This is a genomic window from Shewanella sp. AS16, from assembly GCF_021412365.1.
Taxonomy (GTDB): domain Bacteria; phylum Pseudomonadota; class Gammaproteobacteria; order Enterobacterales; family Shewanellaceae; genus Shewanella; species Shewanella salipaludis.
In genome coordinates this window covers 730122-746352 of sequence record NZ_JAKCLK010000003.1, presented here as the reverse complement: position 1 = coordinate 746352, position 16231 = coordinate 730122, and the positions used below count along the sequence as shown (strand labels likewise).

Annotated in this window: 17 protein-coding genes; 9 read left to right on the top strand and 8 right to left on the bottom strand. The window is 54.5% G+C overall.

Translation table 11 applies throughout. The annotated features are described in order from the left end of the window. Window positions 1-452: 452 nt before the first annotated feature. Together LZP73_RS11900 and LZP73_RS11895 are read left to right on the top strand one after the other, a co-directional pair. Window positions 453-887, top strand: coding sequence for a hypothetical protein (locus LZP73_RS11900; protein ID WP_234235207.1), 435 nt, complete (start codon window positions 453-455; stop codon window positions 885-887). 500 nt (window positions 888-1387) lie between these two features. Next, the gene (locus tag LZP73_RS11895; protein ID WP_234235283.1) at window positions 1388-1612 is read left to right on the top strand and encodes a hypothetical protein; all 225 of its coding nucleotides are present in this window, start codon (window positions 1388-1390) and stop codon (window positions 1610-1612) included. A gap of 139 nt (window positions 1613-1751) precedes the next feature. Here the strand turns inward: LZP73_RS11895 and LZP73_RS11890 are convergent, their stop codons facing one another. Then, window positions 1752-2678 (bottom strand): class I SAM-dependent methyltransferase, encoded by a 927-nt coding sequence (locus LZP73_RS11890; RefSeq protein WP_234235282.1) that lies wholly within the window; start codon window positions 2676-2678, stop codon window positions 1752-1754. A 133-nt stretch (window positions 2679-2811) separates the two neighbouring features. Beyond that, entirely contained in the window at window positions 2812-3972 is a 1161-nt protein-coding gene (locus tag LZP73_RS11885) for an AI-2E family transporter (RefSeq protein WP_234235206.1), read from the bottom strand. Window positions 3973-4081: 109 nt separating this feature from the next. Here LZP73_RS11885 and folX point away from each other — a divergent pair, with 109 nt between their 5' ends. After that, window positions 4082-4444: a dihydroneopterin triphosphate 2'-epimerase gene (gene folX, locus LZP73_RS11880; RefSeq protein ID WP_169564833.1), complete on the top strand. Its 363-nt coding sequence runs from the start codon at window positions 4082-4084 to the stop codon at window positions 4442-4444. 68 nt (window positions 4445-4512) lie between these two features. Beyond that, on the top strand, window positions 4513-5403 hold the full coding sequence (locus LZP73_RS11875) for a TIGR01777 family oxidoreductase (RefSeq protein ID WP_234235205.1): 891 nt from the start codon (window positions 4513-4515) through the stop codon (window positions 5401-5403). A gap of 106 nt (window positions 5404-5509) precedes the next feature. Here the strand turns inward: LZP73_RS11875 and LZP73_RS11870 are convergent, their stop codons facing one another. The 4 genes from LZP73_RS11870 to LZP73_RS11855 all read right to left on the bottom strand — a co-directional run bounded on the left by LZP73_RS11870 (window position 5510) and on the right by LZP73_RS11855 (window position 10120). After that, window positions 5510-5917 carry a VOC family protein gene (locus tag LZP73_RS11870; protein ID WP_234235204.1) on the bottom strand — a complete coding sequence of 136 codons (408 nt, stop codon included), beginning with the start codon at window positions 5915-5917 and terminating at the stop codon, window positions 5510-5512. Window positions 5918-6047: 130 nt separating this feature from the next. Further along, on the bottom strand, window positions 6048-6743 hold the full coding sequence (lepB, locus tag LZP73_RS11865; protein WP_442800739.1) for a signal peptidase I: 696 nt from the start codon (window positions 6741-6743) through the stop codon (window positions 6048-6050). Between the two features lie 81 nt (window positions 6744-6824). Further along, window positions 6825-9278, bottom strand: a complete 2454-nt coding sequence (locus LZP73_RS11860) for an ABC transporter permease (RefSeq protein ID WP_234235203.1) — start codon at window positions 9276-9278, stop codon at window positions 6825-6827. After that, window positions 9269-10120: an ABC transporter ATP-binding protein gene (locus LZP73_RS11855; RefSeq protein ID WP_234235202.1), complete on the bottom strand. Its 852-nt coding sequence runs from the start codon at window positions 10118-10120 to the stop codon at window positions 9269-9271. Before LZP73_RS11855 ends, LZP73_RS11860 begins: the two co-directional genes overlap by 10 nt. A 55-nt stretch (window positions 10121-10175) precedes the next feature. Here LZP73_RS11855 and LZP73_RS11850 point away from each other — a divergent pair, with 55 nt between their 5' ends. The 4 genes from LZP73_RS11850 to LZP73_RS11835 all read left to right on the top strand — a co-directional run bounded on the left by LZP73_RS11850 (window position 10176) and on the right by LZP73_RS11835 (window position 13162). Continuing rightward, window positions 10176-10781 carry an arylesterase gene (locus LZP73_RS11850; RefSeq protein ID WP_234235201.1) on the top strand — a complete coding sequence of 202 codons (606 nt, stop codon included), beginning with the start codon at window positions 10176-10178 and terminating at the stop codon, window positions 10779-10781. A 106-nt stretch (window positions 10782-10887) separates the two neighbouring features. Continuing rightward, the gene (locus LZP73_RS11845) at window positions 10888-11955 is read left to right on the top strand and encodes a DUF3083 family protein (RefSeq protein WP_234235200.1); all 1068 of its coding nucleotides are present in this window, start codon (window positions 10888-10890) and stop codon (window positions 11953-11955) included. 321 nt (window positions 11956-12276) lie between these two features. Continuing rightward, window positions 12277-12738 (top strand): hypothetical protein, encoded by a 462-nt coding sequence (locus LZP73_RS11840; protein ID WP_234235199.1) that lies wholly within the window; start codon window positions 12277-12279, stop codon window positions 12736-12738. A gap of 10 nt (window positions 12739-12748) precedes the next feature. After that, the gene (locus tag LZP73_RS11835; RefSeq protein ID WP_234235198.1) at window positions 12749-13162 is read left to right on the top strand and encodes a hypothetical protein; all 414 of its coding nucleotides are present in this window, start codon (window positions 12749-12751) and stop codon (window positions 13160-13162) included. 103 nt (window positions 13163-13265) lie between these two features. Here LZP73_RS11835 and LZP73_RS11830 read toward each other — a convergent pair whose 3' ends face one another. Then, entirely contained in the window at window positions 13266-13925 is a 660-nt protein-coding gene (locus LZP73_RS11830) for a hypothetical protein (RefSeq protein ID WP_234235197.1), read from the bottom strand. Window positions 13926-14415: 490 nt separating this feature from the next. Here LZP73_RS11830 and LZP73_RS11825 point away from each other — a divergent pair, with 490 nt between their 5' ends. Further along, on the top strand, window positions 14416-14811 hold the full coding sequence (locus LZP73_RS11825) for a hypothetical protein (RefSeq protein ID WP_234235196.1): 396 nt from the start codon (window positions 14416-14418) through the stop codon (window positions 14809-14811). A gap of 364 nt (window positions 14812-15175) precedes the next feature. On the opposite strand, the gene sohB is transcribed toward LZP73_RS11825, so the two are convergent. Next, window positions 15176-16192 (bottom strand): protease SohB, encoded by a 1017-nt coding sequence (gene sohB / locus LZP73_RS11820; protein WP_234235195.1) that lies wholly within the window; start codon window positions 16190-16192, stop codon window positions 15176-15178. Between the last annotated feature and the right edge of the window lie 39 nt (window positions 16193-16231).

Genomic DNA, 16231 nt, shown 5'->3' with positions numbered 1-16231 from the left:
GAGTCGCACAGACACCGGCAGCCCTGGCTGCAGCAGAACGAAAAAAACACCGCCTTAAGCGGTGTTTTTTTAGCTCAAATGACTCGAGTGTCCGGATTGCGACTCACTATGGCCGGCTAATCCAAACGACTGTCCAACCGGGCCGATTGCCATCTAAGATACGGGACTGAAACGGGGAACGGATGTTTTCAGCAGCAGAAATGCTGGGGAGTTACTTTTTAACCACAGTTTTATCCGACATAATATCAAGCACTTAAAGTGCAAGCCTTCAGTCGTCAACACAGTTTTCCACAGATTCTGTGGATAACCTTGAGCAGTCATCTCTCTGTATATGCCATGAATGAGACTGATGAGTCAATAGCCGAAACGCTAAATCGGACCATTAACGGCAGATCTTGTGTCTCGGGGCAGAAATCGCGATACTGACCGGCAAACCCATGATTGACTGTCCTATGCAAAAACTCGCTTTTCTATGCCTGCTCTTCCTGTTCGGATGCGGTGACGCTGCCGAAGACGGCGCGTTAACCCATTCCCCGGAGAAAGTCACCCTGGGATTCTTCAAAGCCATCTATGTCGACAAAGATGTCGACGAGGCCAAGCAATATGTCAGCGAACCACTGCAGGAGCTCCTGGAACATTACTATATAGCCGCCTCGGTGCAACGACACATGCTGAACCTGTCGATGACGGACGTCGAAATGGAAATAGATGATGTGGATATCGACTTTTTCCGTAAGCTGTCCGACAAGGTGACCGTGGTCATCAAACTCAAGGGATTGAAAGCGGGGCAGTTTTGGATCGATGACAGAAGTTTGCGGCTGCATAAACGCGGCAAGAACTGGGTGATAGTCGAGATCTTGCCCGAAAAACGCCAGGTCAACGGTTAAGCCGGCTGGCATTAGATAAAAAAATAGCGACCCTGGGGTCGCTATTTTTTTATCTGTCGCTGTCAGCGGCTGTCTCAGGCCTCTTCATCGCACTCGGCAGGAACAGACAAGGAAACATCGTCTTTCACTTGATAGTAGGCACTCTCGTATTCCAGCACTTCCATAACAACTCCGCATAGATTCAGTAAGGTCTCAGAGGCATGTCTTGTATGAGTCGACATTTTGCCCGGTCAGGAAAAACAGCCTCTCCCCAGCTGTCTTTCCAACAACGGCATTATACCCAAGCCAGAGCCGGAGTTACAGAAAACTTTCAATTTTGTCGTCTCATTCAGCCAAAAAATGCTGAAATCGGCGCCTTTCAGGGAAAACCCAAGAAAGTCTTACAGAAATTGTGCCGCTTAGCAGCTTCAGGCATTTAGCCCATGCTGCTTACAAGCAAATAGTCTATTTCGGCGATGCCGCAGCTGCTATTTATTAATAGATGACACTGGAGATCGATGATGAATGCACTGATTGAATTCGAAGCAGGAAGATTCGCCGATCTATTCGAGCGTAACGACACCCTGGGCATACACATGTTCATGGAACACATGAACATTCCCCTCGATGTGCAGGACAAGCTCTACAACGAGATCTCTTCACTGGCCAAAAAAGACCAGCGCAGCATAGCGCAAATCATAGAGACCTACGGCCAATCACTCCTTTCCGAACGCCTCGCCTACTAACCTCACAGACCAGAGTTTCCCGGCCAGGGTGACTGGCCGGGTGCGATGACGTTTGGCCGCGGGCTTACCTAGGGTTCGCCGACAGTTTACCGATAGTTCGCTGCCAGGCTGCTGGTTTGTCGGGGTCGACTGCGGAACATCATTGCCCGCCGGTCGCAGCGGCAAGACGGTAACGCAATACCTTCAGGGCCTTTTCCGGATCTGCATCCTCGAACACGGCTGGATTATCGAGCCGCTCGATGAAGGTCAGCTGCGCCGCGACCTCTGCCACTTGGCGGCGCAGGAATTGGCTGTCGAGTTCGGGGGCATTGAGACAGAGCAAGACTTCCCCATCGGCACTCATGAGTTCCGGCAGGCGGCGCAACAGGCGCACATAGTCCTTGGTGGCGACGAAACTGCCCTTCTGATTGCTCGGTGGATCTGCGACTATGATGTCATAGGGACCCAGCTTGGTCAGCTTGCCCCAGGATTTGAAGATATCGTGTCCCAGGAAACGAGCACCGGCATGAAAACCATTGAGCACATGGTTCTGTTTGCCTATGGCGAGCGCCCCCTTGCTCATATCCATGTTGACCACTTCATCCGCCCCGCCGCGCAGGGCGGCCACGGAGAAGCCACAGGTATAGGCAAAGAGGTTGAGCACTTTCTTGTGTTTTGCGTTGTCCTTGAGCCATTGCCTGCCGTTGCGCATGTCGAGAAACAGACCATGGTTCTGGCCCCGCAGCAGGTGCACCTGAAACTGCATGCCATTCTCGGACACCAGATGCGGCTCAGGCACGGCGCCATGCAGCAACTGGGTATGGGTCTGGCCGCCGCTGCGATACTGGTACACCAGGTTGAACGCCTCATCGCCCCCGAGTTGACCCCAGCGCTGCGCTATTGCCGCCACGCAAGACGCCAGCTCGCCGGCCTCCAATGGCATGAAGCTGGTCAGCAACCACACGGGGGCGAACCAATCCAGACATAAGTGTTCACAGCCGGGAAAACGCCCGCCGCGGCCATGGAACAGCCTGACGGCCTCGTCGGTTAACTCGGCGGCGGCCACTTGTTGGATAAAACTTTGTATCGATTCACTACTCATTCATTACACTCATTGCAGGCATGGATGCCTCGATTCGGTTGACACATAATTCAGCTGCCAAGGCGGCTGCTCGCCGGATGCGCTCGCAGCACCGGCATCATTTTCGCTGTCATCTCGGTCAGTTGGACTTAACTTCAGCCTCAGTCTCAGATTCAACTTCGGCTTCAGATTCAGGCGTGGCCTCGGCTGCGGGCTCGAGCATCACGGGCGACGGCTCTGAAGCCTGTCCGGATTTGAGCAGTGACAGCTCGCTGAGATCGTCCGCCAGCATCACCGCCAGCCAGCCGCCGCTCTCGCTCGATTCCAGCGCTATTTTGACTATCATGGTCAGCGGCACGGACAACAGCATGCCGACCGAGCCCAACAGCCAGCCCCAGAAAATCAACGACAGGAACACCACCAGGGTCGACAGCCCCAGCCCCCGTCCCATGAATCTGGGTTCGATCACATTGCCCATCACCATGTTGGAGCCCAGGTACAGGGCAGCCGTGGCCCCGGCTGCCGTTGGCCCCAGCTGGATGAAGGCCAGCAGTATCGCCGGGATCGCGGCTATGATGGAGCCTATGTTGGGTATGTAGTTAAACAGGAAGGCGATGACCGCCCACAGCAAGGCGTAATCCACGCCTATGATAGCCAGCCCTAGGCCCACTATGGCCCCGGTGCCCAGACTCACCAGGGTCTTGATCACCATGTATTGGTTGACCGAGCTCAAGAACTTATCTATCTGCTTGAGGCGCATGTCGGGATCGTCCAGCGCCAAATGCAGCTTCTTCGGCAGCGCCTGCGCTTCGAACAGCATGAAGACTATGGTCAGTATGATGAGAAACAGGTTTGCCATCACATTGCCGACACCGGACAACATGTTGGTGGTCATGGACAGGGCCATGCCGGGATCGAAGTACGCCAGCAGTTGCGCCTTGGAGACCTGTATGTTCAGGGATTGCAGCTTCTGGATAAGCCAGCCGAATTGCTCGATCAACTGATCCCGGTAATGGGGCAGCTGGGTGGAAAACTCGTTGACCGAGCGCCCCACCAAAGACGCCAACCACAGCCCCATCAGCACTATGAACCCCATCAGCACTATGACGGCCAGCCACTTGGGGATCTTGAAGCGCATCATGAAGCCGATGGCCGGGTTGCAGATCATGGCGATAAAGGCCGACAACACGAAGGGCACCACTATCGGACTGGCGGCTTTTATCCCTGCCAGGATCACCACCAAAAATGCCATCACGGCAAAACTGCGATAGGCCATAGAGGGCACATTGGCTCGAGTCATGAGTTAAAAATCCTTCTTGATCCTGGATAAAATTGCTAGGCTAAGTGCCAATAAAGACAACATTTTCAGGCAACACGCCTCAACCATGAACGGAATGATTATCGGTACTATGAAACCAGAAACCGCCATTATACGCATTAAAAACCTCAGGCTCCGTACTTTTATTGGTATCAAGGAAGACGAAATTCAAAACCGGCAAGACGTTGTAGTGAATATCGTTATTCACTACTGTGCCGAGAAAGCCCGCAACAGCGACAAGGTTGAAGATGCACTGAACTACCGCACCATCACCAAGAGAGTCATAGGGCTCATCGAAAACAACCGCTTCTCCCTGTTGGAAAACCTCACCAACCAGGTACTGGCCATTGCCAGCGAGCATGCTTGGGTCGAATTTGCCAGTGTCGAGATAGACAAGCCCCATGCGCTGCGCTTCGCCGATTCGGTCTCCATGGAGCTGTGTTACAAAAAATAACCTCAATAAGCCGCCTTTCCCCCGGCCGCACTTATACTCAATACAAGTTGGCAAGGGGACCAGGCAAGATGAGAATATTAATCACAGGGGCGACGGGCTTTATCGGCAGCCAGCTGGTTAGCCTGCTCGGCGAGACCCACTCCTTGGTGCTAGTGAGCCGCGACATACAGGCCGCCACCGCCAAGTTCGGCGAGCAGCACGGCTACCATCAGGGCCTGATCGGGCTCACCGAGCTCAACAACATAGACGCAGTGATCAACCTTGCCGGTGAACCTATCGTCGGCAAACGCTGGTCCGAGGCACAGAAACAACGCATTTGCGACAGTCGCTGGGAAATGACGGCGTCCTTGGCCCAGCTGATCGCCCAGAGCGACACGCCGCCCAAGGTGCTGATCAATGCCTCCGCCGTGGGTTTCTACGGCCGCCACGGCAGCGAACACCTGGATGAAGCCGGCTCCTTCTACAATGAATTCAGTCACCAGGTATGCCAGCGCTGGGAGGCCCTGGCACAAAAAGCCAGCTCGGATCGGACCCGGGTCTGTATCTTGCGTTTCGGCATAGTGCTGGGGCTGGGCGGCGCGCTGGCCAAGATGTTACCCGCCTTCAAGCTCGGCTTAGGCGGCCCCATAGGTCAGGGACAACAAGGCATGAGCTGGATCCACCAACAGGATCTCCTCAGGCTGATTGAATTCATGCTCAACACAGACAAATGTCACGGCATCTACAATGCCACGGCCCCCCACCCTGTCAGCAATGCCGAGTTTGCCAAGACATTGGGACGGGTACTGAAGCGGCCGGCGCTGCTCCCAGTCCCTGCCTGGGCACTCAAATTGCTGATGGGCGAAATGGCAGAACTGATCACAGAGGGGCAGTTTGTGATCCCCAAGCGCGCCCTCGCCGCAGGTTTCAGCTTCAACTACCCCTATCTGGAAGCCGCGCTCACGGATCTGCTGAGCTAGCAAATGCCATGGGCCATGGGGATCAGCTGAAAATGCCTGCTCCTGAAAATGCCAGCCCCGAACCCAGTATCCACCTCATGATGGGGTTCGGGAGCCTGGCTCGGGCTTATCCCTGCTGTTGCTCCTGACTCTCCATATAGGCCAATTCCCAAATGTGGCCGTCGGGATCTTTGAAGCCATGACCATACATGAAACCATGATCCTGGGGCTGATTATAACTGCTGCCGCCTGAGGCCTGCGCCTTGGCCACCAGCTCATCGACCCTGGCACGGCTGTCGACACTCAAACAGACCAAGACTTCGGTCGCCTCCCTGGCATCACAGATGGGATTGGGGGTGAACTGAAGAAATTTCTCATGACTGAGCAACATCACGCTGACATTGTCGGTCACCAGCATACAAGTGGCGCTGTCGTCGGTAAATTGCGGATTAAAACTGAAGCCCAACGCGGTAAAAAAGCGTACCGACAGGGGTAAATCTTTCACCGGCAAATTGATAAATACCTTGTCAATCATGTCTCACCTCACCTTGGTTAATTGCACTTCCTGTTACACAAACTAGCTTAGATGCGCTGTGAATGGCAGAGCCCAGGAAACGCCTCCATGGGCCACTAACCACTGACAGCCGCTGAAGCCAGCGGCTTGGCTAGGGCTGCAACGACCGCATAAACCTGTCGGCGCGTGGCAGATAATAATCCCCATAGTCCAGTGACAGCAGCACCCTGTTGGCCCGGCCGAGGATTTCATCGCGCGGCACCAGACCTATCACCCTGGAATCGGCACTCTTGTCCCTGTTATCCCCCAGAGCCAGATAATAACCGGCCGGAATGCTGACAGGGCCAAAATTGGCTAACCCTGAGCTGCGCTGCATCAAACGAATGGCGTGCGCCGCGCCGGGCAGAGACTCCTGTTTGTCGACATAGCTCGGCGGCTCAGCTCCTGCGACGGTCACGGCGGCTGAGGCTGAGGCAGTGCCATCCAGCTCCCCATAGTCCAGCGCCACGCCATTGATCGTCAGGCGATTGTTGCGCATGGCGACTCTGTCACCCGGCACGCCGACGACCCGCTTCACCAAACGCTTATCGGCCGCCTTGGAATCGAAGACCACGATATCGCCCCTGGCGGGATCTTCGAGTCTTGCCAGAGACACATGGGTGAAGGGCAGACGAAGATCATAGGCGAGCCTATCCACCAGGATCCTGTCGCCCGGCACTATGGTCGGCAACATGGAGCCGGTCGGGACAGTATTCCAATCCGCCACTGCGCTGCGAAACACACACATGAGGCCAACAAAGAGCAGAAAGCCCTTGTTATCCCTGATGCCGCGGCCAACCCTCTGCATCACCCCAGACATTATCCTTTGCTCCATATCCCACTCCTTAGCACCTATTGCAAACATTAGTTAAGACACACATTACTGGTCTCACTCTCCCTTGAGCAACTCACTGCAGGACAGGCTGAGCAGCGCCCGACAGCGCCACACACCGAGCAGCGCCACCAACAAACCGCCACAGACGGGGGCTATGCCCCACCAAGGCCAATGGGGGTAGACATTGAGCTCGAACACCTGGGTCTTGAGCAGGTACAGAGCAAACTCGGTCACCACCACGGCCAACAAGCCGGCTATGCTACCAAGCAGCGCAAACTCTATGCCCGTGGCGCTGCGCAGCAGCCAACCCGAGGCGCCGAAGGTGCGCAGCACCGCCAGCTCACGTTGCCGGGTCGCCATACCCGCCTCTGTCTGGGCAAACAGCACCAGGGCACTGGCCAGCACCACCAGGGCCAGCACCAGGCTGAGCGCCAGCGAAACCTGGGCGATGATCAGCCTGAGCTGCTCCACCATGGTGCCCACATCTATGATGGACAGGGTAGGAAACTGCTGGATGAGGTCGATAAGCACGGGGCGCTGTGCCTCTTCGAGCCTGAAGCTCGCCATCGAGGTATAGGCGAATTGGGCCAGGGCCTCGTGGGTGAAGATCATGAAGAAATTCGGTTGCAGCGTCTCCCAGTGCACATTGCGTATGCTGCTGACGGTCACCACCAGCTCACGATTGTCTATGCTGTAGGTCAGCTTATCCCCCATGGCTATGCCGAGGCGCTCGGCGACCCCGGACTCGACCGACACATCGAAGGCGTTGCGGTTGAACTCACCCTGCAGCAATTCATTGTTGGGCGGCAGCTGCTCCCGCCAGGTTAGATTGAGTTCACGCCCTATTCCCAGCCGCCCCTGTTCACCCGCGTCCAGCTGTTCCCGGGAGAGCAGTTCTTCACCGTTGATCCGGCTCAGACGCCCGCGGATCACGGGATAAATGTCGGTCGTCGCTATCTGCTTCTCCGCCATAAACGCCGCCAATGGCTGTTCATCGTCGGGGGCGATATTCACCAGGAAATAATTCGGGGCATTGGCGGGTAACTGTTTCTGCCACTCGTCGAGCAAGTCCTGCCGCAGCGACAATATGGTCAACAACAATACCAGGGCGCTGCTGAAGCCCACCAGTTGCAACGCATTCTGCCGCGCCCTGCGGCGCAGGCCCGCCAGCGCCAGTTGCAAGGGGTTGGTGGTCTTCATCCCCACGCTATGACCCAGACGTATCATGCCGAAACCCAACAGGCTCAGCAGCGCCGCCAGCAAGAGCACACTCGCCACCACTGTCAGGGTCAGAGTCAGGCTGCCGGAATACAGGTACCCCAAGAGCGCCATCGCCAGCAGGCTCAACAGCAGATGCAGCCACATGCCGACATTCACCCCTTCGAGGTTATGTTGCAACACCCGCAACGGCGGTATCGCCAGCAGGCGCAACAAGGGATAGGCGGAAAACATGAAGGCACTGATGAGCCCAGTGCCCAGGCCCAGCAACACGGGACGCAGCAGTGGCGGCGCATAGGCCGCTATGTCTGCGGGCAGGAAAGCTGTGATCCCCAGATCCAGCAAGTACCCCCCGAGCAGGCCCAAGCCCAGGCCGGCCAGGGTCACCATGAGCAAGTGCATCCCGAACAAACGGCGGATCTGTTTGGCCGAGGCGCCGAAGGTCTTCAGCATGGCGACCACATCATAGTGGCGCTGACAGTAGCGCTGGGCGGCGATACCTATGGCGGCACAGGCGAGGGCTATGCCCAGCAGGCTGGCGAGCAGCAGGAAACTTTCGGCGCGCTTGACGGCGGCGGCGATGGGTGACTCACCCGACTGCACATCGCGCCACTCCTGGCTGGTGGTGAGCCTGGGCTTGACCTCAAGTTCGAAGGCCTTGAGCTGCGCCTCTGTGCCGACGAATTGATACAGATAGCTCACCCTGCTGCCCGGCTGTATTATGCCCGTCTTGGCGACATCTTCGATGCGCATGAGGATCACCGGGGCCGAAGCGAAGGGATTGAAGCCGGCGTCCGGCAGACGGCGGATCTCGGCGCCGAGGCGAAATTCGCTGTTGCCCAGCTCTAGGGTCTCAGGCTGGTCGAGCAGGCCCCCGAGACGGGTTTCGAACCAGATCTCCCCCGCCGCAGGCAGCGCCCGGGTCGGGCCCGAGGCCAGTTCTATCTGTCCCTTGAGCGGATAGCCGGCCTGCACCGCCCGCACCGTCACCAACTGAAACTTATCCCCCGAATACACCATGGAGTTGAACTGCAGGTTGCTAACGGTTTTCAGCCCCAGGGCGTCGGCCCGCGCCAGCAGCTCGGGCGCCAATTTGGCCGGGGAAAAGATGAGGCGATCTGCGGCGATAAACTGCGATGCCTGGCCCTGGATCGCCAATTGCAGCCGCTCGCTGACCCTGGCGAGGCCGCTGACAGACAATACCGCCAGGGTGATGGCCAGTATGATGAGCAGCAGCTGCCCCTGGCGTAACTCGCGCTTGAACAGACGCCAGGCCAGACTCAGTTCCATGTGCCCGACTCCCGTGTCGGCATGGCGCCGTCATCCGCGGCCGTAACGGCCTTGGGGCCTGCGCGCTCTGTCCCGCTGCAGTCTTGAGAGCCGGCACCGGGCGCTTGTGCATTCGAGTGCTCGGGCTCGGACAAGTGTCCCGACTCCATCAGCAGTTGCCGCTGACAGCGCCTGGCCAGCTGCATGTCGTGGGTCACCAGCACCAGGGTGGTATCACTCTCCTGGTTGAGGGCAAACAACATGTCGGCAATCTTATGGCCGTTGGCGGCGTCTAGGTTACCCGTGGGCTCGTCGGCAAACAGCACCTTAGGTTCACAGATGAAGGCACGGGCGATGGCGACCCGCTGCTGCTCACCACCGGACAATTGTTTGGGCAGATGGGTCAGCCTGTGGGACAAGCCGACCCGCTCCAGCATCTGTTGCGCCTTTTCCCTCGCCTGCCCGATTCCGGCGAGTTCGGCGGGCAACATCACATTCTCAAGCGCCGTCAGGGTGTCGACCAGCATGAAAGACTGAAAGATGAAGCTCACCTTCTGTTTTCTCAGGCTCGCCTTCTGCTCCTCGTTCAAGTCGGACAGTGCCACCCCGTCGAGCCAGATCTCACCCGAGCTAGGGGTATCCAAGGCGGCCAGCAGCCCGAGCAGGGTCGACTTGCCCGAGCCGGAAGGTCCGAGTATCGCCACACTCTGCCCCGGCTTGACATGCAGGTTAATGCCGTCGAGGATAGTTAACTCACCTTCCTGAGTAATAACGGACTTTTTGAGGTTAACCACATTTATGGCACTCTCACGCGGCACGCTTTCGCTGGACTGGCTGTCACAAGACATACTTTCGCTAGACATAAAATCCTTCTTCATTGGAATGCTGGGGCGCACGCGACCCTTTCTCGCGCGATCTATGCAGATATCGGCCTTGCTGATATCCGGCATCTTGCTCACGGCGACGCCGGTATCGGCCGCCACTATATTAATACTGGGTGATAGCCTGAGTGCAAGCTATGGCATGCCGGAACATCAGGGTTGGGTGCAGCTGCTGAGAGATAAACTGCCCGAACATAAGATCATCAACGCCTCGGTCAGCGGCGAAACCAGTGCCGGCGCCCTGCGGCGATTGCCCGCCCTGCTTGACTCTGTCGCCCCCGAGCTGGTGTTGGTCGAACTCGGAGCCAACGATGGCCTGCGGGGATTTCCACCGGCGCAGCTGAAAAAAAATCTTACAAAAATCATCACGCTCATCAAGGCCACAGGAGCCAATGTGCTGCTGAGCGACATACTTATGCCTCCCAACTATGGCAAGCGTTACAGCCAGGCGTTCCGCCGGGTGTATCAGGAAATACAAACCGAGCAGGCAATCACCCTGATGCCCTTCTTCATGCGGGAGATAGCGCCTAACCCGGACTTGATGCAAAAAGATGGCCTGCATCCCAATCAAGCCGCCCAGGAACAGATCAGCCTCTGGGTAAAACCTTGGATTGTCCAAGTACTGCCAGGGGCTCAACAATAAAGGCACAAAAATACTCACTAGCAGCCAGAAACTTGTTCTACAGCAATATTTATGTCAGCAAACGCGGCTAGGATGACCGCGGGTTAATTTTTAACAGGGAATCATCATGCCATACCATCATCAAAAGAGAATCTATATCCCCACCAACGCCAGAAGCAATCAGTACATATTGGCCGAAATCAGAGTCACGGATGAACTCTTGAGCGGATATGACGATGTTCAGGATGCCTATCGCCAATTGAGCCAGACCGTCTTCTCCCTGGCGGACAAGCAGGAAATCCATAACATACAGGTCATAGCCAACGATAAGCTGCCCGTGGTGCGGTTTCATACCGAGGCCTATAGCTTCGAGACTGCCGAGCAGATCCGCTTCTTCTACAATCCCGCCTACCATGAGGCACAAAACCTGTTTGCCACCGCTGGGCATAGGGCCCGCAAGCTGCGTCTGGTATTCCTCGCCACCGGCAGTGAGCTGCGCAGTAATTCGGCGACCTTTCACGCCAAGGTGCAGCACTTCATGGACAGCCTGCTGCCGCTGCTGCCCGCCACTGGCCTGGCGGTAAAAATCCGCGATCATCAGCATTTGTCCTACGACTTTTTCACCAAAGCCAAAGGCAACAAGGAAAGTTACGGCTATAAGCTGCGGGCCATAGATAAAAGATATCAGGCCAGAGGCTGCCAACTGCCACAGGAACACAGCGCCCTGAACTATGTGACCGTCAGCCTGCCCCTGAGCCGCAAGCTCAAACAGCGCATCTTGCCCGAGGGGACGACCGACTTCACGCCGCTGTACCAATATCTGGAAGACAAGTTCCTCAGCGCCGCGTCGACCAAGCAGCTCAGCCGCCTCGCCATGGTTGCCAACGGCCTGACACCTATAGTGCGCAACAGCAAGTTTGAGACCCTGGAAAGCACGGCCGAACTGCAGATGATAGGTTTCGATCCCAATGCCACAGAGCAGCAATTCAGCCGTCACTGGCAGGGGGACAAACTGGCCGAGGCGGCACATTTCGCCATAGTCGCAGGTCCCAAAGATTGCGACGACGGCGGCTACGGCCGCTTCATGAACCAGGTCGAAGAAGCGCTGCGCAGCTTCGCCAATGAGATAGACATGGATAAGGAACACGAAGATCTTATCCTGAGGTTCCATCAGCATATCAGTTACCGCAGGTAATGCTTCGACCCGATTGACTCCGACAGCCGCGAACGAACTGTCGGAGTCAATGTCATTGTCATAGTCATAGTCATAGTCATAGTCATAGTGCCGCAGCACCCGAGGCTTGCACCAATTTTCCAGGCCTAAATCAACATATTTATTTAATATCCAGCAAGCAAGACATTTTCATTCCAGTCATAACAACCAAAAAGTTGATAACTCGGTTCTGTATGCCGCGCCCTATATCGTGCCGGTATATTTTCCAAGCCGCACTAATTAGTTACATCACACATTGATGATGATAATATTCTATTCAAATTCATATTAAAGAAACTTGTTATGTTCAAAACCGGTTTATTGCTAAGCCTATGCGCTGCGTTAGTCTTAGCCACTCCTGCGATGGCGGCTCCAAGTCCACTCATTATCGATAAGAACGTTAGGCCAAAATCGTCCAACGGCCGTATCAATGCGGTACACAAAGAAATTCCAACCATGGGCGCTGATCTGAATAAAGTCCGTTATGGAATTTTAGAAGGCATGCTCGAAACGAAAGGCTTCTCCTGGGTTTACGATGGTGAGGGGGAGGGTTACATTCTGGCGCGGTTTGATTATCGCGGCGACACCAATGTCATGCGTATCGAATATGATGAAAATTATGTGCAGCTTAAATATCAGGATGCCTTAGGCGATTATGTGTGCGAAAAACTCATCGAAGGTATTTGCTACAAGAATGGCCGAGGTTACTACAACTACATCAAAAACCTGCGGAAAAGTATTGCATACAAGATTGAACGTTTATAAGGAAATGGAAATGAAACAGCTGTCACTAGGATTAATATTCGGCACCTTGTTTACTGTTCAGGCTATGGCAACAGAGCTGCACCTGTATCAAGATCCTATCCCTCTCAACGGCTATGTGAGCGACATAGACGCCCTTTTGAGCAGATCGCTACAGCGCAATCAATGGACCTTTTCCAAAGATGAAGCCGGCCATTATTTTGCAAATATTACCCATAAAGGCTACGAGATAAAAAGCCAGATTGTGGCCGACAAGGACACGCTACAGGTTAAACTGCTGTCGGCAACCCGCGTCGAGTGTAACGACAGAGATTGCTCCGTCAAGGAGGAGGAAGTCGAGGGCTGGCTCACTAAATTACGCCGCAGCATAGCGTACGATCTCACCATGGTGGTCAGGGATGCAGCGTTGAAAAAGAGTTTGCAGTAACAAAGACAGGACAAAGAGTTGCGGATATGTCTTGCTGAGCCGTCTTAGACTCAACAAGACTGATCCGTATCCATGACCTTCACCTTGAACATTGTCCCATGTCTTAATCAACCTCACTGCGGCCTGGCGTTGAATTAATTTTGTTGTCAGTTTTTGATAGTAATCCCAACTCGCTGCACGAATTAAGTACTATCAGGAAAAATATCGCAACTAAATCTATCCCCACGCTGAACTGGCCTAAGTTTTCACCGACGAAAACACCAAACCCTGGGCTGAACACAGAAAATTTAACGAAAACACCGTTTCCTATGCCAACAATAAAGCTGCACAGCCCTGAGTATGAGAAAAAAAAGCTGCCGGTATTGATTGTCACTAACTGAAAAATTTGATTGATATAAGAAAGTTCGAATCCATAACGTTTGCACATTAACAGCCTATATCCTGCTAGTCCGTTAAAAATGGCAAGAACACTGTCAACCATCACATTGACTATTGTTTGTGTGCCAAAAGCTGAATAAATGCACACTATAGCAAACCCAAGTGAGGTTGCCAGTTGAAGCCAGCCGAGTATTTTCAATCTGTTCTCAATTGAAAAAATAAACTCCTCTTGCCTTTTTTCTGTCAGCGCCTCAACTTCTTCCTTACGATTGTCAAGCTCAGTCAGCAACGCTTTATAATTCTCAGGGTGAGCCTCTTTATCAATATTGGCACGCACATCAAACAATTCGTCCAACGTGTATTTGGAGTAATCAACTGTACTCATGCTTCTTCCTGTAAGCTCGTATTTTAACGGTGTATATGCACCTGGGTTCTATGCACGGAAGATTAGCACAAGCCACTGTTATGTAGAAATTAACCTGCTCATCATCAGCGAGCCCTGGGAGCACAGGCATTGATTGCATGACAACAATTTTCTGGCAAAATTTGAACGCCGGAAGGCGAGTCTCTGAATGAAACGGATCTATGCTGTGGATCTATGAAACTGCGTCGCCTGTGATTCAATCGACCGACTTATGGTTGAAATCATGGCAATGCTTGCAGATAAATGTCGGTGGCATTGATCCTAATCGGGATGGTACAAAACGTTTTAGCCGCTCCATAGGGTCCCAGCCCAGCCGCCAAAAGTTGACGTCCTGCCGAAGAACCTCTTATACATTAGTCGTGGAGGTCTTCTTCACATGGGCGATTGTGCGGATGACATGCAGTTTCAAAAACTCTGTACTTTCGCCGATAATCCAATGAGGCACAATATCATGAGTGGAAATGATTACATCATAGGCAAGGATATAGGCCGGCTGCAAACCCAGGTAGCGGCCCTGCAATCAGACTGTCGCTGCGGCTCCTCGAACCATATGAAGCGGCAGCTGTCCGAGCATGAACAGGCATTGCAGTCGAAACTTTGCGAGGTGAGCTCAGAAATTCGAGGCGAGTTCAATAGAGTCATAGAGAAATTCGGGCTTGGACTACAGATAGCCGAATTCGGTCTCGTCGCGAACGGCAGTACCATGTCAACCGAGCCTATCTGCGCCTGTTGCCCAGGTTTGGGGTCAGGTAATGCCAGCTATCGTTGTTGTTTTGTGCTGGGCTGCGATCCCTGCAACGTCAGTATCAGCCTTCCCGATCATGAGGAAGGCCCGGGCCCGGGTTAGCCGCCCCTGACAATAAAAAAGCCTGGCTCTCGCCAGGCTTTTTCATTGCTCGAACTTATGGCTATAACTTGAACGTTTGTTCGCTCTTGGGCTCAACCCTCCATGGCTGAACTCACGCCAGCCTCTTACCAAGAGAGTCCAACACCCTGTGGCAGCTCCGGAGGAAGACGGGGGTGTTTTGTGACTGGGTTTATCGCCAGTAAATCTTGTTGTCTTATATGGTCAATTCAGCTTCGAATCGAACTCAAGAGTCGAGGAAGAACACCAGAGAGGCCCACGGCAGATGAGGGGTTGCAAATTCACTTGGCTGCAACACTCGGCCGAAAGTAGCACCAGGCTCAGCCGAGTGTGTCGTTGTCCCAGCCTACAGAGGCCGGTTCTTCTCCATCAGGCGATCGAAGATAGCGTTGACCGACAGAGAGACCCCGTGGGCAAGCTTATCCGCCAGCTTCTTCTTCAGCTGATAACGCACCTTGATCACTGTATGCGCTTTGGCCTTGGCCATGATCACATCGTCACTGGTGGCTATCTCGTCTATCAGCCCAAGTTCTATCGCCTGCTTGCCGTACCAATGCTCGCCGGTGGCGACCTTGGCGAGATCCAGTGCGGGACGATAGTGGCTGACAAACTTCTTGAACAGCACATGGGTCTCTTCCAGCTCCTGCCGAAACTTCTCCCTGCCCTCATCCGTGTTCTCACCGAACAGGGTCAGGGTACGCTTGAAATCGCCTGCCGTGTGTTGCTCATAATCTATATCATGCTTCTTCAGCAGACGATTGAAGTTGGGAAGCTGGGCCACCACCCCGATGGAACCTACTATGGCGAAAGGTGCGGCATACACCTTGTTGGCAACACAGGCCATCATGTAACCGCCACTGGCGGCCACCTTGTCGATGCAGACGCTGAGGGGAATGTTGGCCTGACGCAGGCGATCCAGCTGGCTGGAGGCCAGGCCGTAACCATGTACCATGCCGCCGCCGCTCTCGACATTGGCTATGACCTCGTCTCCCGGCTCGGCTATGGTGATGATGGCGCTGATCTCTTCCCTCAGCGAGGCGACTTCGCCGGCATCCAGACTGCCCTTGAAATCGACCACGAAGACCCGCTTGCCTATCTGCGTCTCTGCTTGCTTCTCTTTGGCTTTCAGCTCCGCCTTGCGCGCCTTCTCATAGGCCTTGAACTGCTTCTTGGGCAACAATTCCTGTTTCAGCGAGTGGGCCAGCTCCTGCAAATCATCCGAAACATGGGTCAGGCTCAGCTCGCCCTTGTCGCTCTTCTGTTTCATCGCCGCGGCCAGTACCCCGACCACCACGGCCAATATGGCCACCACCAGAGTGATGGCCTTGGCCAAAAATAATCCGTATTCGTATAAAAATTCCAATTCAAGCTCCATCAGAGATGTTAGCCATATACAGGCAGA